The following is a 24,662-nucleotide window of genomic DNA, read 5'->3' on the forward strand; positions in this document are numbered from 1 at the left end:
GTGTGACGGAGGTGTCTTTCTTGTTGCGTGACGGTGACACGAGGCTCCCACGGAAGGCGGCTAGCTGCGGTGATGCATCAGGGGATCGATTGTCGCACTTTCATGCATTGGACGGATGAAATGCCGGGTCGTACGTTCGAGGCATGCCCGCTGTTGATACCGGGGCGTCCACCGAGCAGGTGGACGCCTCAGCTGTCGCCCCCGCCGTATCCGCGACCTCCGACGCCGTACCCGCGACCTCCGACGCGACGAAGCTGAGCCCGGGTGACCCCGGGCACGGGCGGATGCGGCTGGCGCTGTTCGCCGCCGGTCTGTCCACGTTCGCGCTGCTCTACTCCACCCAAGCACTCCTCCCCGAGATCTCCCGGGCCCTGCACGCGGCGCCCGCGCAGGCGAGCTGGACGGTCTCCGGCGCGACCATCGGACTGGCCGTCGCCGTGCTGCCACTGGCCGCGCTCTCCGAACGCTTCGGACGGCGCCGGATGCTGACCGTCTCCATGGCTGTCGCGGTCACACTCGCCCTCGTCATCCCGTTCGCGCCCAGCCTGCCGGTGCTGATCGCGCTCCGGACGCTGCAGGGCGCCGCGGTCGCCGGGGTGCCCGCCTCGGCGATGGCGTTCCTCTCCGACGAGGTGCGGGCCAGGCACCTGGTGGGCGCCGTCGGGCTGTTCGTCGCGGGCAACAGCGTCGGCGGCATGAGCGGGCGCATCCTCACCGGCTGGATCACCGAGGCGTGGGGCTGGCGGGCCGGACTGGGCGCCGTCGCCGTCACCTCGCTGCTGTGCGCGGTCGCCTTCCGGATCCTCGTACCGCCGGCCCGGCACTTCACCCCCGCGCCCCTGCACCCGCGCCGGGTCGCCGCGACCGTACGGGCACACCTGGGCAACCCGCTGCTGCTGCGGCTGTACGCGATCGGGCTGCTGTTCATGACGGTGTTCGGCGCCGTCTACACCGTCATCGGCTACCGGCTGGTGGCCGAGCCGTTCGGACTCTCCCAGGGTCTGGTGGGCTCCATCTTCGTCATCTACCTGGTGGGGACGGCCGCCTCGGCGACGGCGGGCCGGCTCAACGCGCGGCTCGGCCGGCGCGGCACGCTCTACCTGGGCATCGGCACCGCCTCGGCCGGGCTGCTGATCAGCCTCGCCGACAGCATCGTGGCCGTCGTCGCGGGCCTCGTCCTGATCACCGCCGGGTTCTTCGCGGGACACGCCGTCGCCTCCGGCTCGGTGAGCCACACCGCCGCCCACGGGACGGCGCAGGCCTCGGCCCTGTACCAGATGAGCTACTACATCGGCAGCTCGCTGGGCGGGGCGCTCGGCGCCGTGGCGTTCGCGGCCGGCGGCTGGGCCGCCACCGTGGCGCTGGCGCTGGGCGCCATGGTGCTCGCCGCCGGAATCACCCTGTACGCGACCCGGCGCGCGGCGGCTCTGGCACGCGCCTGAGCTCTCCGGCACGCGCCTGAGCTGGGGTCCCCACCGGGAAGGTGCCCTCTCGCCTGCCCCTCTCGTTGTGCTCCCAGACGTGAGGCTGCGATCGGGAGTTGGTACGGATGGCCAGGTTCGACATCGGTGAGGGTCTGCCGTTGACGGCGGCGCAGTCGGGGATGTGGTTCACGCAGCAGCTCGCTCCGGACAGCCCCTGCCTGCGGCCCGCCGAGGTGATCGAGATCCACGGCGCCGTCGAGGTGGAGCTGCTGGAGCGGGCGCTGCGCCAGGCCGTCACCGAGACGGAGGCGCTCCGCGTACGGTTCGTGCCCACCGGCCCGAACGGCGAGGACGGCGTACGGCAGATCATCGACCCCTGCGCCGACTGGCGGTTCCCGCGGGTCGACCTGCGGGGCGAGGCCGATCCCGATGCGGCGGCGCTGGCCTGGATGTGGGAGGACCTGCGCACCCCGATGGACATGCACCGGGCCGGGCTCTTCTCGTTCGCCGTGCTGCGCGTCGCCGACGAGCGCTTCCTGTTCTACATGTGCAGCCACCACATCCTCATGGACGGCTACGCCACCAGCCTGTTCGTGCCGCGGGTCGCGGAGATCTACACCGCGTTGGAGAGCGGCGAGGCGGTGCCGCCCTCGCGGCTGGGCCCGCTGCGGCAGGCGCTGGAGGACGAAGCCGCCTACGCGCACTCCGAACGCGAGGAGCGCGACCGCGCCTACTGGGCCGAGGAGCTGGCCAGGTGCGCCGTCTCCGCGCCCGCCACCTCGGCCCGGCTGCCCAAGCCGGCGCCGTCCTTCGTACGCGAGACCGGCCACCTGGACGCGGAGACCGCCGACGCGCTGCGGGCACTGGCCCGCACCGCACGTACCGGACTGGCGACGGTGACCATGGCCGCGCTGGCGCTGTATGTGCACCGGCTGTCCGACGACGAGCGGGAGGACGCCGTCGTGGATGTGACCGTCGCGGCGCGCGGCCCGGCGACCCGCGACGTACCGTGCATGGTCGCCAACGTGCTGCCGCTGCGCGTCCCGCAGCCGTCGTCCGGGACGGTGGGGGATCTGCTGCGCAAGACCGCGACGCAGGCCAAGGCCCTGCTGCGGCACCAGCGTTACTCGTACGTCAACCTGGTGCGCGGCCCGCACGCGCGGCGCCCGGCCGCCGGTCGGATGGAGGACTGGGGCCTCAATGTGATGCTCCACGATCCGCAGATCAGCTTCGGCCGCCACCCGGCCACCCTGCACAACCTGTCCAACGGCCCCGTCACCGGTATGGCCGTCAACGTCTACGACCGCCCCAGCGACGGCTCCCTGCGCATCGACTTCCAGGCCGACCCGGACATCTACCCGGCCGAGACGATCGCCGCACACCAACGCCGCTTCCTCGGCCTGCTGCGCACCCTCACCGCCACCACGGAGACGACAGCGGTCGAGGACGTGGAGCTGGTGACGGCGGCGGAGCGGGAGCGCGTACTGGCCTGGGGGCGCGGGCCCGAACGCGCGCTGCCCCACCTGCCGTTGCACGCCGCCTTCGAGGAGCGGGCCCGCCAGGAGCCCCGGGCCACCGCGCTGGTGTGCGGGTCCGGCGCCGACGCGGTCAGCCTCTCGCGCGGCGACGTCAACGCGCGGGCCAACCGGCTCGCGCACCTGCTGCTGGCGCGGGGCGCGGGCCCCGGCACCACCGTCGCACTCGCGCTGTCGCGCTCGGCCGACTACGCCGTCGCGCTGCTCGCCGTACTCAAGACGGGCTCCGCCTGTCTGACACTCGACGCCGACCACCCGGTCGAACGCACCCGGCAGATGCTCGCCGACGCCGCACCGGTGTGCGTGCTGGCCGCCCGGGGCGGCCGGACGGCCGCAGCCGACCCGTCCGGCGGGGCGCCCGTGCTGCTCGTCGACACGGCGGCAACCGAAGCCGAGTTGGCGCACTGCCCCGCGACCGACCCCGGCGACGGCGACCGGCCTCGCGCCCTGCGGCCGCACGACGTGGCCTACCTCGCCTTCACCTCCGGCACCACCGGGCGGCCCAAGGGCGTGGAGGTCGAGCACCGGCAGCTCGCCAACCTGTACCACGACCACCGCACCGCGCTGCTGTCCCCCGCGGCCGCCGAGGTCGCCGGGACGACCGGACGCCGGCTGCGGGCCGCGCAGACCGCCTCGTTCTGCTTCGACGCCTCCTGGGAGGCCTGGCTGTGCCTGGCCGCCGGGCACGAACTGCACCTCATCGAGGACGAGGTGCGCCACGATCCGGCAGCCCTGGCCGCCCGCGTCGAGGAGCAGCGCATCGACCTGCTCGCCCTCACCCCCACCCATGTGCGGGCCCTGCTCGCCGCGGGCCTCTTCGACCCCGGACGAAGCCATCACCCCGGCACCCTGCTGGTCGGCGGAGAGGCCCTCGATCCCGCCCTGTGGCAGCGGCTGCGCGCCCTGCCCGGCGTCGCCGCGTACAACTGCTACGGCCCCGCCGAGTGCGCGGTGGACGCCGTGTGGTGCCGGCTGGACGCCGAGGGACCCGACCCGGTCATCGGCCGCCCCGGCCACAACCTGCGCGCCTACGTACTCGACCGGCACGGCCACCTGGTGCCCCCGGGCGTACCCGGCGAACTCCACCTGGGCGGGGCCCAGGTGGCCCGCGGCTATCTGGGCGCTCCCGAGCTGACGGAGGAGAAGTTCGTCCGGGACCCGTTCGCCGACGCCACCACCGTCCCTGGCCGGAACGGGCGCATGTACCGCACCGGGGACCGGGTGCGGTGGACCCGGGACGGCGTACTGGAGTACCTCGGCCGCACCGACACCCAGCTGAAGGTGCACGGCGTACGCATCGAACCCCAGGAGGTCGAGACCGTGCTGGCCCGGCACCCGCACGTGGCGCAGGTCGCCGTCGCGGCACAGCGGTCCGGGGACGATCCGGCCGGCGGGCCGGTCCATCTGGCGGCACATGTGGTGCCGGCGCATGTGGTGCCGGCGCAGCGGACGGCCGACGCGGAACTGACGGCCGAAGCGGGACGGGCCGCCGACGCGGAGCGGCGCGCGCCCGAAGCTGGTCGGCGGGCGCCCGAGCCCGGCCGGCGCGCGCCCCTTGAGAGCCGCCCCTCCGCACCCCTTGAGAGCCGCCCCTCCGCACCCCGGGAGGGCAGCCCCTCCCCCACGCCCCCGCCGCCGGAGCCGGCCGAGCTGGACCCCGCCGAGCTGCGCTCCTGGGCCGCTTCCCGGCTGCCCTCGGCGATGGTGCCCGCCGCCTTCTACACCCACGAGACGCTGCCCATGACGCCGCAGGGCAAGCTGGACCGTGCGGCGCTGCTGGCCACCGCGCTGCCCGCCCAGGCCACCCGCGCGTCCAGGGACGCGCAGCCGCGTACGGCGGCCACCGGCCGGGAGCGGACCCTCTGCGCGCTCTTCGCCGAGGTCCTGGAGGTACCCGAAGTGGGCCTCGACGACGACTTCTTCGCACTGGGCGGCCACTCGCTGTCCGCGACCCGGCTGCTGGCCCGCGTCCACGCGGAGCTGGACACGGAACTCTCACTCGGCGCGCTCTACCAGGCGCCCACCGTGGCGCAGCTGGCCAAATTGCTGGACGTGGCCGCCGAACCGGGCCCGCCGGCCGAGCACGCGTACGACATGCTGCTGCCGCTGCGTACGGCCGGTGAGGCGGCGCCGCTCTTCTGCGTCCATCCGGCAGGCGGCCTCGGCTGGTGCTACGCCACCCTCCCGCCGCACCTGCCGCCGTCCGTCCCCGTCTACGCCCTCCAGGCGCAGGGCCTGCGCCCGACGGACGAGCCCGTCGGCACCTTCCCGGAGCTGATCGCCCAGTACGCGGCACGCATCCGCTCCGTACAGCCGCACGGCCCCTACCGGCTGCTGGGCTGGTCGCTGGGCGGCGCGCTGGCACACGCCGTGGCCGCGCGCCTCCAGGAGGAGGGCGAGAACGTCGACACCCTGGCGCTGCTGGACTCGGCGCCCCTGGACCGGACACCGCCCCTCGACCCCGACGCCGACCCGGCCGTCGTCCACCGCCTGGTCACCGAGGCCGTGGGCCACGACCTGGCCGACGACGCCCAACTGAACGCGGTCACCCGCATGCTGGGCCACTACGCCGCCCTGCGCCCCAGCTACACCCCGGCCGTCTACCGGGGCGACGCCCACTACTTCCGCGCCACCGAGACCGCACCGGAGGACCCTCCGGCCCTCGACGCCCGCACCCCCGGAGCCTGGCACCCCTACCTCACCGGCACCCTCACCCTCCACGACCTCCCCTGCACCCACTCGGCCATGGGCCGCCCGGACGTGATGGCCAGGGTGGGCCGCCTGCTGAGCCCGTCCCTGACCGACACCGCCGGACTGCGCGGATGACCCCGGGGGACGGACCAGCCCGCCCGTACTACCCGATGCGGTCCAGGATCAGCGGTGTCGGCTCGTACGAGGGCGAGTCGGTGATGTCCCAGGCGTCCGTCAGGGCCTGCTCCGCGTAGGCGAAGGCCTCCGGGGTGTCCGTGTGCAACGTGAGGAGAGGGGCGCCCGCGGTGATGTGGTCGCCCACGCGGGCGTGGAGTTCCACGCCCGCACCGGCCTGGACCGGGTCCTCCTTGCGGGCGCGGCCCGCGCCGAGGCGCCAGGCGGCGAGGCCGACGGCGTAGGCGTCCAGGCGGGTCAGTACGCCGGAGGCTTCCGCCTTCACCACGTGGTGCTCGCGCGCTGTCGGCAGCTCCGCGTCCGGGTCGCCGCCCTGGGCGGTGATCATGCGGCGCCAGACGTCCATGGCGGAGCCGTCGGCCAACGCCTTCGCGGGGTCGGCGTCCGGCAGGCCCGCCGCGTCGAGCATTTCCCTCGCCAGGGCGAGGGTGAGTTCCACGACGTCGGCGGGGCCGCCGCCCGCCAGGACCTCCACCGACTCGCGGACCTCCAGCGCGTTGCCCGCCGTCAGGCCGAGAGGGGTGTTCATGTCGGTGAGGAGCGCGACCGTGCGGACGCCGTGGTCGGCGCCGAGTTCCACCATGGTGGCGGCCAGTTCGCGGGCGTCGTCGACGTTCTTCATGAAGGCGCCGGAGCCCGCCTTGACGTCCAGGACCAGTGCGCCCGTGCCCTCGGCGATCTTCTTGGACATGATGGACGAGGCGATCAGGGGGAGGGACTCCACGGTGCCTGTGACGTCGCGGAGCGCGTAGAGGCGCTTGTCGGCGGGGGCCAGGCCGTCGCCGGCCGCGCAGATGACGGAGCCGGTGTCCCGTAGGACGTTCATCATCTCCGCGTTGGTCAGCGAGGCGCGCCAGCCGGGGATGGACTCCAGTTTGTCCAGGGTGCCGCCGGTGTGGCCCAGGCCCCGGCCTGAGAGCTGGGGTACGGCAGCGCCGCAGGCGGCCACCAGCGGGGCCAGCGGCAGGGTGATCTTGTCGCCGACCCCGCCCGTCGAGTGCTTGTCGGCGGTGGGGCGCTCCAGCGCGCCGAAGTCCATCCGCTCGCCGGAGGCGATCATCGCGGCGGTCCAGCGGGAGATCTCGGCGCGGGTCATGCCGTTGAGGTAGACGGCCATGGCGAGTGCCGACATCTGCTCGTCGGCGACCACTCCGCGGGTGTAGGCGTCGATGATCCAGTCGATCTGTTCGCCGGTCAGCTCGTGGCGGTCGCGCTTGGCGCGGATGACGGAGATGGCGTCCATGCCTGAGTACCTCTTTCTTTCGACCGGCCCGGAGGGTGCCTGTTCAGCGGGCAGGTCAGCGGGCCAGCTGCTCCGGGCCGAACGCTTCGGCCAGCAGTTCCGACAGGGGGCGTACGCCCGAGGGCGCCTCCACCAGCAGCGCGCCGCCCCCGTGTTCCCACAGCAGTTGGCGGCAGCGCCCGCAGGGGGCGACGACGGAGCCGTCGCCGCCGACGCAGGTGAAGGCGACCAGCCGGCCGCCGCCGGTGGCGAAGAGCTCGGAGACCAGGCCGCATTCGGCGCACAGGCCGACTCCGTAGGAGGCGTTCTCCACGTTGCAGCCGGTCACCGTGCGCCCGTCGTCGACCAGCGCGGCGGCGCCGACGGAGAAGCCGGAGTAGGGGGCGTACGCGCGGGACATGGCTTGCCGTGCCTGTTCGCGCAGGGTGTTCCAGTCGATGCCGGTGCCAGTGCCGGTCTCGGTATCCGCTTTGTGCACGGCCTCCACGCTACGTTCCCTCGCCCCGGCGGTACGGTTTGCCGATCGCGCGTGGCGCGCGGAGGCGTTGGGCCGCGAGTGAGAGCACCAGCAGCGTCGTGACGTACGGCGTCATCTCGACGAACTCCAGTGCCACGGTGTCGGTCAGCGTGTACCACAGCACGAGCAGTACGGCGATGACGAAGCTGACGGCGGCCTGGATACGGGCGCCGCGGGCACCGCGCAGGCCCGCGCGGAGCTTCCAGACGGCGAGGACGACCAGCAGGACGGCCATCAGCAGCAGCATGGCGTGCACCGTGGTGCCGCCTCCGACGACGCGCAGCGCGTCCATGAAGCCGAAGAGTCCGGCGCCCATGGCCACGCCGCCGGGGCGCCAGTTGCCGAAGATCATGGTGGCCAGGCCGATGTAGCCGCGGCCGCCGGTCTGGTTCTCCTGGTAGATGTGCACGCCCACCGCGAGGAACGCGCCGCCGAGTCCGGCCAGCGCGCCGGAGACGGCCAGCGCCGCGTACTTGTAGGTGTAGACGTTCACACCCAGCGACTCGGCGGCGACCGGGTTCTCGCCGCAGGAGCGCAGCCGCAGTCCGAACGAGGAGCGCCACAGGACGTAGAAGCTGCCGACGAACAGCAGCACCGTCAGCACCGTCACCCAGGAGACGTCGTCGACCAGGGCGCGCAGGATGCCCGCCAGGTCGGAGACGAGGAACCAGTGATGCTTCTCGATGGCGGCCAGTCCGTCGGCGAGGCCGGGGACGGTGAAGGTGGGCATGCTGTCCATGGGCGGGGACTGCTTGTCGTTGCCGCCCGCCGCGGCCGCCTCGCTGCCCTCGGCGCCGAACCACAGCTTGGCCAGATAGCGGACGAGGCCGAGCGCGAGGATGTTGATGGCGACACCGGAGACGATGTGGTCGACACCGAAGGTGACGGTGGCAAGCGCGTGCAGCAGTCCCCCCAGCGCGCCGCCGACGATGCCGGCCAGGATGGCGGCCCACGGCCCGTGCTGCCAGCCCATCCAGCCGGCGGCGAAGGTGCCGAGCATCATCATGCCTTCGAGGCCGATGTTGATGACGCCGGCGCGTTCGGCCCACAGCCCGCCGAGTCCGGCCAGGCCGATGGGGACGGCGGCGCCCAGCGCGGAGGAGAACTGGTCGCTGTTGCTGAGCTGCTCGTCACCGGTGATGACGCGGACGAGGGAGAGCAGCAGCAGACCGCCCGCGATGAGCAGCAGGACGAGCGGGTAGGAGAGCTTGCGCTTGCCGCGCGGGGCGGCGGGCGCCGCGGGGGCGCTCTTCGACGCAGACGACGCGGACGTAGTGGTGCTCATGCGGTGGTCCCCGCCTTCTTGGACTGGGTGCTCTGTGCGCTCTTTCCGTCCTCCGCCTCCGCGGCGTCCGGGCCGCCGGGGGCGCCCGGTGTGCCCCGTGCGCTCAGTTCGGCGCCGACCGCGCTCTGCTGCCTGCGCAGCACCGCGCGGCGGACGATCTCGTACGCGATGACGACGCACAGCACGATGATCCCCTGCATGACGCCGACGATCTCCTGCGCGTATCCCTCGAACTCCAGCTGGATGCCGGTGCGCTCCAGGAAGCCCCACAGCAGCGCGGCCAGCGCCATGCCGATGGGGTGGTTGCGGCCCAGCAGGGCGATGGCGATGCCGGTGAAGCCGACGCCGGTGGGGAAGTCGGTGCCGTAGCTGAAGGACTTGTTCAGCAGCGTGGGCATACCGACCAGACCGGCGACGGCGCCGGAGAGCACCATGCTGGTGACGACCATCCGGCGGACGCTGACGCCGCTGGCGGAGGCCGCCGACTCGCTGCGTCCCACGGCGCGCAGGTCGAAGCCGAAGCGGGTGCGGCCGAGCACGAACCAGTAGGCCAGTCCGATCACGGCGGCGATGACCACGGTGCCGTAGATCGGGTCGGGCGAGGTCGGGATGAGGAAGAAGCGGGCGGCTTCAGGGATGGTCGGGGTGTGGAAGAGGTTGCCGTCCTTGACGGCCAGCTTGTCCTCGGAGAGGAAGTAGCCGATCAGCGAACCCGCGATGGAGTTCAGCATGATCGTGGTGATGACCTCGCTGACCCCGCGCGTGGTCTTCAGTACGCCCGCGATGCCCGCCCACAGGGCGCCGACCGCCATGGCGACGAGGATGATCACGCCGATCTGCAGCACGCCGGGGAGCGCGAGGGCGCCGCCGACGACCGCGGCGAAGAACGCGGCCACCCGGTACTGCCCGTCCACGCCGATGTTGAAGAGGTTCATCCGGAAGCCGATGGCCACGGCCGCCGCTGACAGGTAGTAGGGGATCGCCTTGTTGATGATCCAGACCTGGCTGTCGCTCTTCGAGCCGAAGTCGATCATCACGTAGAAGGCGTGGAACGGGTCCTTGCCGGTCGCCGCGATGACGGCGGAGGAGAGCACGAACGCCGTGAGGAGGGCGAGCGCGGGCGCCGCCAGCGCCTGCAGCACGGCCTGGGCGCTGAACTTGTCCTTGAGACGGCTCACTTGTCGCCTCCCCTCTCGGAGTTGTCGCTGTCGGAGTCCCGCGCGTCCTCGGCGCCCGGCGCCGGGTCGTCCTCGCGGTGCTCCAGGTGGCCGCTGGCCGCGCCGGTCATCGCCGAGCCCAGCTCTTGCGGAGTGACGGTCGCCGGGTCGGCGTCCGCCACCAGCTTGCCCCGGTACATCACCCGCAGGGTGTCCGAGAGTCCGATCAGCTCGTCCAGGTCGGCGGAGATCAGCAGCACGGCCAGGCCCTCACGGCGGGCCGCGCGTATCTGGTCCCAGATCTGCGCCTGGGCCCCGACGTCCACGCCCCGGGTGGGGTGCGCGGCGATCAGCAGCTTGGGGTCGTGGCTCATCTCGCGGCCGACGATGAACTTCTGCTGGTTGCCGCCCGAGAGGCTGGCCGCCGACACCTCGATGCCGGGGGTGCGTACGTCGTACTCCTCGACGATCCGCTCGGCGTCGGCCCGCGCCTCCTTGAGCGCGAGCAGGTGCGGCGCGCCGGGGATGCCGAACGCCGGGCCCTTGGTGTTGGGCTTCTCGGTGACGTGGCCCAGGATGCGGTTCTCCCACAGCGGGGCCTCCAGCAGCAGCCCGTGCCGGTGGCGGTCCTCGGGGATGTAGCCGATGCCGCTCTCGCGCCGGTTGCGGGTGGACGCGTGGGAGATGTCCTGGCCGTCGAGGGTGACGGTGCCGCCGTCCGGGTCGCTCATGCCCATGATGGCCTCGACCAGTTCGGCCTGCCCGTTGCCCTCCACACCGGCCACGCCGAGCACCTCGCCCTTGTGGATGGTGAAGGAGATCCCGTCCAGCACGGTGCGCAGGCCGCCGTCGGGGTCGGCGGCCGACAGGTGCAGGTCCGTGACGCGCAGCAGCGGCTGGTCGGTGACGGTCGACTCGCGGGTCTCGGCCGACGGCAGTTCGCTGCCCACCATCAGCTCGGCGAGCTGCTTGGGCGTCGTCTCCTGAGGCCGTACGGAGGCGACCGTCGTACCGCGTCGGATGACGGTGATCGCGTCGGCGACCGAGAGCACCTCGCCCAGCTTGTGCGAGATGAACAGCACCGTCAGACCCTCGGACTTGAGCTCGCGGAGGTTGGCGAAGAGCGCGTCGACCTCCTGCGGGACGAGGACGGCCGTCGGCTCGTCGAGGATGAGGATGCGGGCGCCGCGGTAGAGGGCCTTGAGGATCTCCACCCGCTGCCGGTCGGCCACGCCCAGGTCCTCGACGAGGGCGTCGGGACGGATACCGAGCTGGTAGGCGTCCGACAGCTCCATGACCTTCTTACGGGCGCGGGAGCCGATGCCGTACAGCTTCTCCGCACCCAGGACGGTGTTCTCCAGCACCGTGAGGTTGTCGGCCAGCATGAAGTGCTGGTGGACCATGCCGATGCCGCGGGCGATGGCGTCCGCGGGGCTGTGCAGGGTGACGTCCTCGCCATCGACGCTGATGGTGCCCTCGTCCGGCCGCTGCATGCCGTAGAGGATCTTCATGAGGGTGGACTTGCCGGCGCCGTTCTCGCCCACAAGGGCGTGCACGGTGCCGCGCTCGACCCGGATGTCGATGTCGCGGTTGGCGACGACGCCGGGAAACCGCTTGGTGATGCCGCGCAGTTCGACGGCCGCCGCGGACTCCTGGCCCGAACCGGACGGCGCGCCGCTGCTGCCGCTGGACTCGCTGGACACTTGACTGACGCGCTCCCTTGCTGGCGCTGAGGCCGCTGACGTACGGCACCGGCCGCGGTCTGGTTCCGCGTGTGCGTTCCGGCACGCGGTCTGGTTTCCGCGTGCGGGCGCGGCGGCTCTTGGTGAGGGACTACGGGCGGCACCGTACGCGCCGCGGCTCTCGCGTGCCGCGCTGCGTACGGTGCCGCTCAGGGCAGGTCCGGGTCAGGGCCTGGTCGGGACCTTGATCTCGCCGGAGACGATCTTCTCGGTGGCCTTGTCGATGTCGTCCTTGATGTCATCGATGAACCCACCGGAGGTGGCGACCGAGACGCCCTTCTCCTTGAGGGAGAAGGTCTGGTTGCCCTTCAGCGGCTTGCCGTCCTTGACGCTCTTGATCAGTTCGTAGACGGCGACGTCGACGTTCTTGACCGAGGAGGTCAGGATGGCGTCCTTGTACTTCTCCAGGCCCTTCTGCCGGTACTGGTCGGAGTCGACCCCGATGGCCCAGGCGCCCTTCTTCTTGCTGATCTGCTCGATGGAGCCGGCGCCGGACTGGCCGGCCGCCGTGTAGATCACGTCGTTGCCGCGGGCGAGCATGCCCTTGGCCATGTTCTTGGCGCGCGCCGGGTCGTTGAAGCCCTTGTCGGACTCCTTGTAGAGGTAGTCGACCTCGACCTTGACCTTGGGGTTGGTGTCCTTGACGCCCTTGACGTAGCCGGCCTCGAACTTCTGGATGAGCGCGTTGTCCACGCCGCCGATGAAGGAGACCTTGTTGGTCTTGGTCTTCTTGGCCGCGGCCACGCCGACCAGGTAGGACGCCTCGTTCTCGGCGAACGTCATCCCGACCACGTTCTTGGCGTGGGACTGCTCGTCCACCACACCGAAGGTGGTGTCGGGGAACTCCTTGGCGACCTTGTTGACGGACTTGCCGTAGTTGAAGCCGACACCGATGACCGGGTTGTAGCCGGCCTTGGCGAGGGAGGTGAGACGCTGCTCGCGGGTCTCCTCCGTCTCGTTGTTGCCGGCGGTCATCTCCTTGGTCTTGACGCCGAGTTCCTTCTCGGCCTTGTCCGTACCGCGGGCGGCCGCCTCGTTGAACGAGTGGTCGTCGCGGCCGCCGACGTCGAAGGCGAGCCCGACGCCCTTGTTCTTCTTGCCACCCGACTCCGTAGAGCTCTCACCGCACGCGGTGGCCGTCAGTGCGAGAGCCGCGGTGGCGGTGACCGCGGCAGCCAGCTTTGTTACCCGACGCAACAGGAGTCCCCTTACGAGTCGTGGAGCACCGGTTCCGGCACCGCAGTAGGGTTCCGGCCCTTGAGACGGCCACAGATTAACGCGCGTAGATAACCAGCAGAAGAAGACGGGAACCGCTGTTATCGGATCGTCGCGAACGGCGCCGACTTCCGCGCTACCGCCCCTTTTGTCCCGGTGTTACCGGGGGCGTGGAGGGCGGTGACGGTGTGCGGCGCCGCACCGGGTGTCGGTCGTGCGGCGCCGTACGCGTCCGTATCGGCCTCGTTACGAACGGTGCAGCAGTGCGGCGGCGGTGAACAGTTCGACGCCGGTGGTGATCGCGGTCTCGTCCGCGTCGAAGTCCCCCTGGTGCAGATCGCGGCTGCGGCGGTCGCCGACGGGCCGCACCCCCAGCCGGGCCATCGCGCCGGGCACATGCTCCAGATACCAGGAGAAGTCCTCGCCGCCCAGGCTCTGCTCCGTCGTCTCCACCGACGCCGCGCCCGAGCGCGCCGCCATCGCCTCCCGCAGCAGCGCCGTCGCCGACGGCTCGTTGACCACCGGCGGAACGCCTCGTACGTACGTCAGCTCGCACTTGGCCCGGTGCAGCGTCGCCAGCTCGTCGATGGCCGCGTGCACCAGGTCGGGGGCCTCCCGCCAGGTCTGCAGATCCAGGCAGCGCAGTGTGCCGGACAGCTCCGCGCGCTGCGGGATCACGTTCGGCGCGTGCCCGGACTCGATCCGGCCCCAGGTCAGCGACAGCCCGGAGCGCGCGTCCGCCCGGCGGGCCAGCAGCGCCGGCGCCTCGGTGACCAGCTTGGCGGCCGCCGTGACCAGATCGGTGGTCAGATGCGGGCGCGCGGTGTGCCCGCCCGCGCCGCTGAGCACCACCTCCAGCCGGTCGCAGGCCGAGGTGATCGGCCCCGCGCGCAGCCCGATCCGGCCCACGTCCACCCGTGGGTCGCAGTGCACGGCGAGGATCGACCCGACCCCGTCCAGCACCCCGCAGTCCACCGCGTCGGCAGCGCCGCCCGGCAGCACCTCCTCGGCCGGCTGGAACAGCAGCCGCACCGGGCGGTGCAGCACGCCCGCGCGGGCCAGCTCGGCCAGCACCAGTCCGGCACCGAGCACGACCGTGGTGTGCACATCGTGCCCGCAGGCGTGGGCCCGGTCCGGGACCGTGGAGCGGTAGGGCACCTCCTTGGTGTCCGGAATGGGCAGCGCGTCGATGTCGGCCCGGAGGGCCAGCATGGGCGGCGGCGCCGCGCTCTCGCCGGGGCCGGGGCCGGGGCTCTCGGGGGCGGCACCCTGCTCGCCCGTCCCCTCCCCTGCCTCCGCCTCGGGGTGGATGTCGCAGATGAGTCCTGTGCCCATGGCCAGCACTCGGGGACGCAGGCCCGCGCGTTCGAGCCTCGTCTTGATGGCCGTGGTCGTGCGGAACTCCTGGTTGCCCAGCTCTGGGTGCATATGGAGGTCGCGACGGAAAGCGATGAGCTCACGGCGGAGGGATTCGGTCAGCCGGCCGGGCAGCTCGGGAAGTACGCCGGCGGCCCCGCGTGCGTCTACCTCCGGTGCTGCAGGGGACAGGAGTTCGTTCATGGTCCGAAGAGTAGGCCCCTTGACACCGCAACTCACTAGAGATCCACCAAAGTTCAACCTCCCAGGGGAAGAAAATCTAGGCTGGGCGGCGGTTATGTCCAGATGCGGATGGGTATACCTACGCGCTTTGCCCACGCCCCGTGGACGGCCACGGGGTCACTCGAGCCCGGTCGCCCGGTCCTGGGCCGCCATGACTTCGTCACCGTGTGCGAAGGCCCAGGCGCCGATGGTGTTGATGGGGCCGAGCAGGGTGAGGCCGAGCGGGGTGAGCTCGTATGTGACGCGGGGCGGGGTCTCCGCGTGGGCACGGCGCTCCACCAGGCCGTTGAACTCCAGGCGCCGAAGCGTCTCGGTCAGCACCTTCGAGCTGATGCCGCCGATGCGCTCGCGCAGCTCGCCATGGCGATACGGGCCCTCGCGCAGCGCCCACAGGACCACGGCGTTCCAGGTGTTGGAGAGCAGATCGAAGGCGAGGCGGGCCCGGCAGTCGGCGAGGAAGGCGTCGGTCGTCACGTACCAAATGGTGCCTGAGCGGCTTCCTAGTGTCCTTACCGAAGCAAGCTGACCCAGCTGACGAGGAGGGCTTTTGATGCGCATCGGCGTACTGGGAACAGGCAACATGGCGGACGCACTCGCCACGCACTGGGCGCGTGCCGGTCACGAGGTGCTGATCGGAGGACGGGACGAGGGAAAGGCGCGGCGGCTCGCGGCGCGTATCGGCGGCGCACGCCACGGGAGCCTGCGTGCGGCGGCCGGATTCGGCGAGGCGGCGCTGGCCGCGCTGCCGTACGGCGCAGGCCAGGAGGTGGCCGCTGAGCTGGGCGCGGACCTGGACGGGAAGGTGCTGGTCGACTGCTCCAACCCGGTGGGACCCGGCTTCCGGCTGCTGACCGACGGCGGCCCCTCGGCAGCGCAACGGCTGGCAGCCGCCGCACCGGGCGCACGGGCCGTCAAGGCGTTCAACCTGTGCCACGAGGACGTATGGCGGATGGACCCGCCGGTCTTCGACGGACGACCGTTGGCGGTGCCGGTCTGCGGCGACGATCCGGGGGCTTGCGCGCTCGTCGGCGAACTGGTGCGGGACGTGGGCTGCGAGCCGGTGGCCAGGGGCGGACTCGAACGGGCCGGGCTGCTGGAGGCGACGGCCGCGCTGTTCATCGGGCTGTGGGTGGGCGAGGGCGCGGACGCGCAGGCGATAGCGCCGCCGTTGGCGTATGCGACGGGGCCGGAGTCGGGAGGGGGCGAGGGCTGACCGGCTGAGGGGGTGGGGCGGGGGGCCTGGGGGCCGGTGGGGGCTGCACGGCCGATGCCGGGAACGGGCCGGAAGTCGCCCACCGACCCCGACGAGGAATGTCTGCTCTTCAACGGGCATGAGGGGGAACACAGTTGGGCGCTGACCGGCCCGGAAGAGGAGGCGCTGCGCTCGCGGCTCGTCCTGCTCTCTGACAGGGACGCCGCAATGCCCGGCAACGGCAACGCCGTTCATGTGATTTCACTACAAATGCTCTGCCATACGGGGGAATTCCCGGCTCTGGTATGGCCTGCGGTAGACACCATGGATCTAATAGTCCCTACCGATTGTGGGGTGCCCATCCCTGTCGGGGAGTCGGGACAGCGATCTTTGACGGTCGTAGTCCTGTTTCTATGGGCACCCCGGCACGTGGATATGCGAGCTGCGCCGTGTCGCGGCCGCTCGGGCAGCCCCACCCTGAACCTCACCAAAGGGGCTCTCCATGGCAGTAACCGTCATTCCCAGCAGCGTCGCCGCGTGTCAGGTGTTCACCGTCACCGCCACCGGCGCCCCCGTCACAGCCACTCAGGCCGCCTTCACCTATGACGGCGAGCCCACCCAGACCGTGGCCCTCACGGCTGGTTCGGCCGTCGCCACGTTCACCGCCACCGGATCCGGAGTCCAGACGATTTCCGTGGTGTACCTCGACGCCGCAAACGCGGTCGTGGGTGCGGAGAACGGCACGGTGACCGTCACCGCGGCGCCGGCCGGAACGCTGTCCACCACGCTGACCACCCCGGTCGGCGGGACCACTTCAGCCACCACCGTCATTGCCTGTACTGGTGACCTCACCTCCATCAACGGGACAGTGACCTACACCCTGCCCGGCGGGGGCACGGTCACCGCGACGGTGACCAACGGCGTTGTGGCACCGGTCGACCTGGGTGTGACGCTGACGCCGGGCCAGGCGGTCGGCGTCTCCTTCACCCCGGCGGACGGCACCTGCCCCGCCTGCACGCTGGCGTCGATCACCGTCACCGTGCCGCCGCTGCCCACCTGCTCCGTGGTGGTCCAGCCGGTGGTCGGGCCCGTGATCGCCGGTCAGCCGACCACCGTGACCGCACTCGTGCTCTGCGACGGTACGCCGGTCTCCGGTGCCTCGGTCACCTTCACCGGCGGCGCCGCCCCGGTGACCGCCACCACCAACGCAGCCGGCATCGCCACCGCCACGCTGACCTTCAACACCGCCGGAACCGCCACCGTCACCGCCACCGCCAACGGCCCGGCCGACGGGGCGTGCTCGTGCACCGGCGTCGTCTCCGCGCCCGTGACCGTCGCCGTGACCGGGGTCTGCCAGGTGCTGCTGCTCCCGGCGGGGCCGACGGTCGTCGGTCAGCCGACCACCGTGACCGCGGTGGTGCTGTGCGGCGGTACGCCGGTCTCCGGTGCCTCGGTCACCTTCACCGGCGGCGCCGCCCCGGTGACCGCCACCACCAACGCCGTCGGCATCGCCACCGCCACGCTGACCTTCAACACCGCCGGAACCGCCACCGTCACCGCCACCGCCAACGGCCCGGCCGGCGGGGCGTGCTCGTGCACCGGCGTCGTCTCCGCGCCCATCAGCATCAGGGTGACCCCGCCGACGACGACCCCCGCGCTGACGGCGGCCACCGCCTGCTGGCGGTTCAACCTGCCCTTCCCGCTGCCGAACCTGTTCACGGCGACCTTCACGGCAACCCTGACGCCGGCCCAGGCAGGAGTCACGGTCAGCTTCTATGTGGCAAACCAGCTGGTGGGCACCGCGGTGACCAACGCCAGCGGTGTGGCCACTCTCACCGCCGGCCTCTCGCTGATGCAGGTCGGCGCCAGCAGCTACACGGCGGTCGCCAACGTCGGCGGCACCACGCTGCAGGCGACCGGCTCCCTGCTGCCCTGCGTGGTGTGACCGGCCAAGGCCGGATCGCCCAGGGACCGCGTGACAGGTCCGGCTGTCGTACTCACGGGAACCGCGCTCACGCGCAGCTTGGGGTCCAGCTCCTGACCTGACGGTCCTCCGCTGAGCAGCTTCCCTCAAGGGCCGTCCCCCGTCGTGGAAGGACGGGGGGCGGCCCGGCGCAAGCCTATCGATGAGTCAGTCGGGACCACATCCGTCGGCCGGACGAACAGATTGGTCACCGGGCGGCCGGTCAGCGCATGCCTCCGTATCTCCGGTACCGCCGACACCTCCCCCGAATCCAACCCAGCAGGTGAACGCATGGTCTCCATGAGCCTTGCCGAGTTCCTTCTCGCCCTCGGCGCTACGTGTCGCCTCACCCGTTTCCTCACCAAGGACACACTGGCGGCGGGGTTCAGATCGTGGATTGCCGCGCGCTTCGGTGATGGCTCCCGCGCCGACTACCTGGCCAGCTGCGGATGGTGCACGAGCATCTGGGTCGCCGCCGCCACGGCCTCGTGCGCCTCCTCCATGGGCGACTCCCCATGGTTCCAGGTCCCGGCGAGTGCACTGACCCTCTCGTACCTGACGGGAATCGCTTCCCGGTGGCTGGACTGACCTGACCCACTTCCCGTCCGAATTCCCGTCGAATCGCGGACGCGAGGTACTTCCGGACACATTCCGGCACTGAAGAACGGAAGACTGAAAGGACTGCAGCCATGCCGTGCAACTGCGGCGGGGGAACCCCGCAGACCGTCATCCTCTACCAGTTGAACCTGCCCGACGGCACGATCCGCCGGTACGTCACCTACCAGGAAGCCGAAGCCGCGAACCAACGAGCGGGCGGCGTCGGCACGATCACGGCCGTCACCCAGTGATCAGCCGCACGGGCGTCCCGGGCCTCGGAAGGTCAGCCAGGCGACCTGGTGGGGCCGTTGGGGAGGCGGTGGGCGCCGGTGGCTGTGCCGGTGACGCCGGCCAGGAAGCCTTGGGCGCGGGGGGAGGCGTTGCGGGTGAGCCATGCCGGGTCGACGTCGCATACGGCGACGGTCACGGCGGTGCCCGCGAGGGCGAGGGGGAGGGTGTGGACGACGGTGGAGGGGAAGCTGAGGATCGTACGGCCGACGGGGCCACGGCGGGCCACCAGTTCGAGCGGCAGGTCCGGACGGACGATCTCCAGGCCGGTGGCGGCGCTGACCCGCTGGAGCTTCTCGCTGCTCTCGCGGCGGTGGGCGAAGTAGCGGGTGGCGCCGTACTCGCGGGCCAGTGAGGCGACAGCCTCCAGATAGCGCTCGGTGTCCACCACGCCCGTCTCCACCAGTGAGGTGCCCACCAGGTCGGCGCCCTGGGTGAGACGGGGCGGACCGAACCTGGCGCGGGTCCAGGCGAACTCGTTGGCCGTGACGGTCACGTTCTCGGGCGGCTCCACCGGCATCGAGCTGAAGACCTCGACGGGGCGCTTGCCGTCCGGGCGCGGAGTGAGGCGGCGGCGTGCGCGACGGGAGACCGGCGCGAAGAGGAGGCCGCGCGCTCCTCCGCGTACGCCGCGTCGGTGCCAGCGTACGAAGCGTTCGCCACGGGCAAGTTGGGAGACGAACTCCATGGTCGCGGTGCCGTCGTCCACGACGGTGATCTGCCGCTCGGCGCGGGCGGGTGTGAGGGCGAGCAGGAGTTGGACGTAGCGCGAGAAGGGGTCGCCGATGACCAGGGTGCGGGCCCTGCGCAGTCTGCGGGCGAGGGACAGCAGACTGCTGACGGCGCCCCCCATGCCGTCACGGGCCTCCTGCCAGCTGACCGTGATGCCCTCGTCGCGGGCCAGCTCGGCCATCCGGCGCAGCTGGCCCCGGGTCATGGGGTCGTTCGGGGGCAGCACGACGAGGGTGAGCGGGGTCGCGGTGTCGGGGGCGGGGTGATTGTGCGCCCACTCGAGGACGTTGAGGAGCTGGACGGGGCTCTCGACGAATGCGAGAGCCCCGTCCTGCGTGGGCGTCCCAAGGGTGGCTCCGGCCCCCGGGACGGCCGCGGATCGAGCCGCGGACCCCTCGGGTGGTGGGGAGGAATCGCTGGGGCTCGGGGGTTGTGGCTTGGGCGGCTCGGCTCCTTGGGGAGCGTTCGGCGCCGCGGGATGCGCCCCGGGGCACGCCTCGGGCGCTACGGCTCCTCGGGAGGGACCGCCGGTGCCCGCGGGCCGCGCCTGGGGCGCTTTCGGCCCTTGAGAGGGGCCACCGGCGCCCGAGGTGGGTGCTTCGGGGGGTGCGGCTCCTTGAGAGGAGCCCGGGCCCGCGGGCCGCGGCTTGGGGGCTGCGGCCCCCTGGGAGGGGCTGCCGAGGCCCGCGGGCTGCGCCTTGGGCGCTGTGGCTCCTTGGAGGGAGCGGCTCATCGCTCCTTGTGCGGAGCGGCTACGGGACATGTGCGCATACGCTCCGTTCCGCTGTGGGGGTTGCGGGGTTGCCCGCTCGGGCGGGCGGCAGGGTTGCTGCGTCAGACGTCAGACCGTCACCGGCTCGCGGTTCTGTGCGGTTTCGGCTTCCTCCGCGACGACGCCCTTGACGCGGCGCAGCTTGCGCATGGGCGCCAGCTCGCTGTCGTAGACCTTCTTCACGCCGTCGCCGAGGGACTCCTCGATGGTGCGGATGTCCCGCACCAGGCGCTGGAGGCCCTGGGGCTCGACGGAGGCAGCCTGGTCGGAGCCCCACATGGCGCGGTCGAGGGTGATGTGGCGTTCGACGAAGACGGCGCCGAGCGCGACGGCTGCCAGGGTGGTCTGCAGGCCGGTCTCGTGACCGCTGTAGCCGATCGGCACGTTCGGGAACTCGTCCTGGAGGGTGTGGATGACCCGCAGGTTCAGCTCCTCGGCCTTGGCCGGGTAGGTGGACGTCGCGTGGCAGAGCACGATGTTCTCGCTGCCCAGCACCTCCACCGCGTGCCGTATCTGCTTCGGGGTGGACATGCCGGTGGAGAGGATGATCGTGCGGCCGGTGGCGCGCAGGGACCGCAGCAGGTCGTCGTCGGTGAGCGAGGCGGAGGCCACCTTGTGCGCGGGGACGTCGAACTTCTCCAGGAAGGCCACGGCCTCCTCGTCCCACGGGGAGGCGAACCAGGCGATGCCGCGCTCGGCGCAGTGCTCGCTGATGGCGCGGTAGTCGTCCTCGCCGAACTCGACGCGGTGCCGGTAGTCGATGTACGTCATCCGGCCCCAGGGGGTGTCGCGCTCGAGGTCCCACTGGTCGCGCGGGGTGCAGATCTCGGGGGTCCGCTTCTGGAACTTGACCGCGTCGCAGCCGGCCTCGGCCGCGGCGTCGATGAGGGCGAACGCGTTGTCGAGGTCGCCGTTGTGGTTGATGCCGATCTCGCCGGTGACGTAGACGGGGTGGCCCGGGCCGACGGTCTTGGTGCCGAGGGTGCGGGTGCGGGCGTTGCTGTGCTGGGTGCTGAAGTGCTGGGCGTTGCTGGACATGTTCACCATTTCCGGGGGTTTCGTTCTTGGGTGGGTGCAGAAGGTCGGTGGGTGGTTTGCAGGGGGAGGTGGTGGGTGGGCGGGGTAGGGTTTTCGCAGGTCAGGAGGTGGCGGGTGTGGGCGTCGGGCTCCGGCGGGCTCCCTTTATGGGTGGGCCCAACCAAGGAGCTGCGGCGGTACGCGCACGCGCCCCCTCGTAACTCCGCCCCCTCACAACTCCGCCCCCACCAACCACCCCGCGATCTCGCGGACGGCCCCCGCTCCCCCGCCCCGCGTGGTGACGGCCCGGGCGGCGGCGCGCACCACGTCGTGGGCGTCGGCGACGGCGACGGGCCAGCCCGCGAGCGCGAAGCACGGCAGGTCGTTCGCGTCGTTGCCCGCGTACAGCACACGCTCGGGCGCGATGCCCTTCTCCTCGCACCACTGTTTGAGCGCGAGGTCCTTGCGGTCGATGCCGTGCAGTACGGGCAGCTTCAGCTTGGCGGCGCGGGCCGCCACGACCGGGTTGGTCTCGGTCGAGAGGATCAGCACCTCAAGACCCGAGCGCCGGAGCGCGGCGATGCCGAGTCCGTCACCGCGGTGCACGGCGACGGTCTCCCGCCCCTCCGCGTCGATGTAGACCCGGTCGTCGGTCTGGGTGCCGTCGAAGTCCAGTACGACCGCGTCCACGTCGTCCCGCGTCGGCAGCGCGCCCGGCCCGTCGCGGTGGGCGTCGAGCAGGGGTGCCAGCGCGCGGGCGCGGTCGAGGTCGTGCGGGTCGTCGATCTCCAGGACGCGCGCCGGGTCGGTACGGACGACGGCCGTCCGCCCGAAGAACCGGTGGCCCGACTCGCGGAACCCCATGGCGTCCATGGCGTATGCGGCGCCGGTCTCCAGCAGGTCCTCGGGCCGGTCCTGGCGCCGGGGGCGCACGGCACGGTCGTGATTGACGCCGTACGCGCTGTGCGCCGCGCCTGCACCCGCGCCCGCGCCCGCGCCTCCTGCGGCCGCCGCTCCGGCCGCCCCCTCGACAGCCCCCTCACCGGCCGCGGCGCCGTCCCGCCATACGAAGCCGTGGAAGGGCGCCACCGTCAGCGCGCTGTCCGCGCCGTCGTCGATGACGGCCGCCGCCACTCGCTCGACGTCCTCCCGTACGAGGAAGGGGCTGGTGCACTGCACGAGCAGCACCGTCTGCAGCGGTCTGCGGTGCCGCTTCTCGTACACGTCCATGGCGTGCAGCACCGCTGCCTCGCTCGTGGCCAGGTCCCCGGCGATGTCGGCGGGCCGTTCGACCACCTCGGCGCCCGCCGAGCGGGCTGCCTCGGCGATGGCGGTGTCGTCGGTGGAGACGACGACGTCGGTCACGTTCCGCGCTGCCAGGCACTCGCGGGCGGCGCGGGCGACCAGCGGAACGCCCGCGACCGGGGCGAGGTTCTTCGCGGCCACGCCCTTCGACCCGCCCCGGGCGGGTATCACCGCGAGCACGGCGGGGGCTGGGGACATGCTGGCTCCTGAGTGAGGCTGGAACTCGGACAGATCGGACGTCGATGCGGAGAGGCCCTCAGCCGACGCGGAAGCGGGAAGAGACGAGCCGGACGAGGACGACCCGGAACGGGACGAGGCCGCCCCGGAGGGGACCGACACCGGCCGGACGACGCGCGGCATCACAGTTCGCCCGCCTTCCGGATCAGCGGGGCGACCCGCTGGACCCCGTGCCGGTAGGCGCCCCGGGCGGCTTCGCGGACGACGCGCCGCACCACCCCGCGCCCGGCCGCGCCCTGCCCCGCCGCCGCGTCACCGGCGGGGCCGCCGACCGGTGTGCCGTCCGGTGCGAGCCCGTAGCGGCGCAGGATGCCGGGCAGATAGCCGGGCGCTGTGCGGACGGTGTAGTACGGCGCGAGCGGCGGCAGCCCGGTGCTCGCGGCGCGCGCTGCGAGCGCGGCGACCCGGTCACGCGCGGCCGCGAAGCCGTCGCCGCCGCGTACTCCCTGCCGCAGCGCCCACTTCTCGTCGGCTTGCGGCAGCAGGCCGTCGTCGAGCTCGTCCCAGGAGGCGAGGCAGCCGGAGCCGGTGAAGTAGTGGTTGCCCAGGGCCTCGCGGACGCCGAGGTCGGTGAGGATCGCGGTGGGCAGCGACCGGTGCAGGGACTCGAGCGCCGCGGTGGAGCTGACGGTCACCAGCAGCCCGCCGGTGCGCTGCGCCCGGTCGAGGATCTCGCCCATGTTGCCGTAGACGAGGCGGCAGTTGGGCGGCAGCCCGCCACCCTCACCACCACCGGCGCCCGGCAGCTTACGGACGAGCTTCTGGTACGGGAGTTCCTCGATGTGCGTGGTGTGCTCGCCGGGCTTGCTGCGAAGTTTGATCAGTACGTCGCGCTCGGGGTGCCGCAGCGCGTGGCCGACGGCCCGGCGCAGCAGGTACGCACGGTCGGCGCGGCCGGCCGGGACGGACGGCTGTACGGCGAAGACGACGGTGAACCGACCGTCACCGGCCGCGCCGTCCGCAGCGCCCCCCACAGCAGCATCCGCAGCGTCCGCAGCAGGCACAGCAGCCTTCGCCGCATCCCCCGCCGCACCTTCCGGCCCCGACGCGTCATCCGTCCCGCCGGTCCCCTCCAGGAACGGCAGCGCGCACTCCACCACGCTCCTCGCGTCCGTGCCCACCCCCTCGTACACGGCGCGGAACCGGTCCGCGTCGTAGGGCGAGTTGGCGAGGACGAGATCGGCGCCGTGCCGCAGCAGCAGCCCGTCGGTGAGCTTCTCGTAGACGACACCCACATACCCGGTGACGATCACGGGACGACGCGCAAGCCGCCCCCCGACGGCTCCCCCGACGCCCTCAGCGACAGCTTCCCCGGCGGCTCCCGAGTCCCCGGCGGCTCCCGTCACGGCCCGCCCCAGTCCGTGCAGCATGGCCTGGACGGCGCCGCCGACGCAGGCGAGGACGATCATGTCGTAGGCGCCGGGCGCGGTGGCCGCAGCGAGGAACTCGGCGGTGGTGACCTCACGCAGGGTGTCCACGGTGACACCGACCTCCGCGAGCTGGCGCGGCGTGGGCGTGGCGCGGCCCCGCAGCAGCAGGCCGTCGATGGCGGCCTCGGGGGCCAGCCTGCGCGCGGTCAGCACACCCCACTTCCACCGGGTGTCGGAATCCGCCAGCACGGCCACCCGGCCGGGCACCGGCCGCTCGCGCGAAGCGGATTCCGACCGTTCGCGCGAAACGACGAACTCCGACCGCTCGCGCGAAACGTGTGCCGACCGCTCGTTCGAGACGAGTTCGGAGGCGGCGGTCTGCGCGTCGGTGGAGGCGGAGAGGATTTCTCGGGAGGACACGTCGTCGACGCTAGGAAGGGATTGGGGAAGGCGGCCCAACGTAAAGGCAACAGCCGGTTAACAGCACACCGACGAATGCCCAACCCGCTGGCGTCGGCGGTCCGTTCATCATCCCGCCACGCGTCGTTCACCCCCGGGTCCGCCCGAGGTCAAGACGGGGCGGGGC

18 protein-coding genes are annotated in these 24,662 nt (G+C 72.1%); 6 read left to right on the top strand and 12 right to left on the bottom strand.

What is annotated here, in order from left to right:
• Nucleotides 1-143 precede the first annotated feature (143 nt).
• Nucleotides 144-1,442 (top strand): MFS transporter, encoded by a 1,299-nt coding sequence (locus HC362_RS11905; protein WP_243083935.1) that lies wholly within the window; start codon nt 144-146, stop codon nt 1,440-1,442.
• Nucleotides 1,443-1,549: 107 nt separating this feature from the next.
• On the top strand, nt 1,550-5,785 hold the full coding sequence (locus HC362_RS11910; protein ID WP_243083936.1) for an amino acid adenylation domain-containing protein: 4,236 nt from the start codon (nt 1,550-1,552) through the stop codon (nt 5,783-5,785).
• A 28-nt stretch (nt 5,786-5,813) separates the two neighbouring features.
• Here HC362_RS11910 and HC362_RS11915 read toward each other — a convergent pair whose 3' ends face one another.
• The 8 genes from HC362_RS11915 to HC362_RS11950 form a co-directional block, all read right to left on the bottom strand.
• Nucleotides 5,814-7,088, bottom strand: coding sequence for a thymidine phosphorylase (locus HC362_RS11915; protein ID WP_243083937.1), 1,275 nt, complete (start codon nt 7,086-7,088; stop codon nt 5,814-5,816).
• 55 nt (nt 7,089-7,143) lie between these two features.
• Nucleotides 7,144-7,566 (bottom strand): cytidine deaminase, encoded by a 423-nt coding sequence (locus HC362_RS11920; protein WP_243083938.1) that lies wholly within the window; start codon nt 7,564-7,566, stop codon nt 7,144-7,146.
• Nucleotides 7,567-7,576: 10 nt separating this feature from the next.
• The gene (locus HC362_RS11925; RefSeq protein ID WP_243083939.1) at nt 7,577-8,890 is read right to left on the bottom strand and encodes an ABC transporter permease; all 1,314 of its coding nucleotides are present in this window, start codon (nt 8,888-8,890) and stop codon (nt 7,577-7,579) included.
• The gene (locus tag HC362_RS11930; protein ID WP_243083940.1) at nt 8,887-10,068 is read right to left on the bottom strand and encodes an ABC transporter permease; all 1,182 of its coding nucleotides are present in this window, start codon (nt 10,066-10,068) and stop codon (nt 8,887-8,889) included. The genes HC362_RS11925 and HC362_RS11930 overlap by 4 nt, the downstream gene beginning before the upstream one ends.
• Nucleotides 10,065-11,678 (bottom strand): ABC transporter ATP-binding protein, encoded by a 1,614-nt coding sequence (locus HC362_RS11935; protein ID WP_243088512.1) that lies wholly within the window; start codon nt 11,676-11,678, stop codon nt 10,065-10,067. The genes HC362_RS11930 and HC362_RS11935 overlap by 4 nt, the downstream gene beginning before the upstream one ends.
• Nucleotides 11,679-11,954: 276 nt before the next feature.
• Nucleotides 11,955-12,986 (bottom strand): BMP family ABC transporter substrate-binding protein, encoded by a 1,032-nt coding sequence (locus HC362_RS11940; protein ID WP_243083941.1) that lies wholly within the window; start codon nt 12,984-12,986, stop codon nt 11,955-11,957.
• Between the two features lie 264 nt (nt 12,987-13,250).
• Nucleotides 13,251-14,564 carry an amidohydrolase gene (locus HC362_RS11945; RefSeq protein ID WP_243083942.1) on the bottom strand — a complete coding sequence of 438 codons (1,314 nt, stop codon included), beginning with the start codon at nt 14,562-14,564 and terminating at the stop codon, nt 13,251-13,253.
• 156 nt (nt 14,565-14,720) lie between these two features.
• Nucleotides 14,721-15,077 carry a helix-turn-helix domain-containing protein gene (locus HC362_RS11950; RefSeq protein ID WP_243083943.1) on the bottom strand — a complete coding sequence of 119 codons (357 nt, stop codon included), beginning with the start codon at nt 15,075-15,077 and terminating at the stop codon, nt 14,721-14,723.
• Between the two features lie 76 nt (nt 15,078-15,153).
• Here HC362_RS11950 and HC362_RS11955 point away from each other — a divergent pair, with 76 nt between their 5' ends.
• From HC362_RS11955 to HC362_RS11970, 4 genes are all read left to right on the top strand, one after another.
• Nucleotides 15,154-15,816, top strand: coding sequence for an NAD(P)-binding domain-containing protein (locus HC362_RS11955; protein WP_243083944.1), 663 nt, complete (start codon nt 15,154-15,156; stop codon nt 15,814-15,816).
• A gap of 481 nt (nt 15,817-16,297) precedes the next feature.
• Nucleotides 16,298-17,740 carry a hypothetical protein gene (locus HC362_RS11960; RefSeq protein WP_243088946.1) on the top strand — a complete coding sequence of 481 codons (1,443 nt, stop codon included), beginning with the start codon at nt 16,298-16,300 and terminating at the stop codon, nt 17,738-17,740.
• Between the two features lie 309 nt (nt 17,741-18,049).
• Nucleotides 18,050-18,346: a hypothetical protein gene (locus tag HC362_RS11965; RefSeq protein WP_243083945.1), complete on the top strand. Its 297-nt coding sequence runs from the start codon at nt 18,050-18,052 to the stop codon at nt 18,344-18,346.
• Between the two features lie 101 nt (nt 18,347-18,447).
• Nucleotides 18,448-18,606, top strand: coding sequence for a hypothetical protein (locus tag HC362_RS11970; RefSeq protein ID WP_243083946.1), 159 nt, complete (start codon nt 18,448-18,450; stop codon nt 18,604-18,606).
• A gap of 32 nt (nt 18,607-18,638) precedes the next feature.
• Here the strand turns inward: HC362_RS11970 and HC362_RS11975 are convergent, their stop codons facing one another.
• The 4 genes from HC362_RS11975 to HC362_RS11990 form a co-directional block, all read right to left on the bottom strand.
• Nucleotides 18,639-19,580 carry a hypothetical protein gene (locus HC362_RS11975; RefSeq protein WP_243083947.1) on the bottom strand — a complete coding sequence of 314 codons (942 nt, stop codon included), beginning with the start codon at nt 19,578-19,580 and terminating at the stop codon, nt 18,639-18,641.
• A 636-nt stretch (nt 19,581-20,216) separates the two neighbouring features.
• Nucleotides 20,217-21,194, bottom strand: coding sequence for an N-acetylneuraminate synthase family protein (locus tag HC362_RS11980; protein WP_243083948.1), 978 nt, complete (start codon nt 21,192-21,194; stop codon nt 20,217-20,219).
• A gap of 201 nt (nt 21,195-21,395) precedes the next feature.
• On the bottom strand, nt 21,396-22,667 hold the full coding sequence (locus tag HC362_RS11985; RefSeq protein WP_243083949.1) for an acylneuraminate cytidylyltransferase: 1,272 nt from the start codon (nt 22,665-22,667) through the stop codon (nt 21,396-21,398).
• A 161-nt stretch (nt 22,668-22,828) separates the two neighbouring features.
• Nucleotides 22,829-24,325: a DUF6716 putative glycosyltransferase gene (locus HC362_RS11990; RefSeq protein ID WP_243088513.1), complete on the bottom strand. Its 1,497-nt coding sequence runs from the start codon at nt 24,323-24,325 to the stop codon at nt 22,829-22,831.
• Between the last annotated feature and the right edge of the window lie 337 nt (nt 24,326-24,662).

The organism is Streptomyces sp. 891-h (assembly GCF_022760275.1).
GTDB classification, from domain to species: Bacteria; Actinomycetota; Actinomycetes; order Streptomycetales; family Streptomycetaceae; genus Streptomyces; species Streptomyces spirodelae.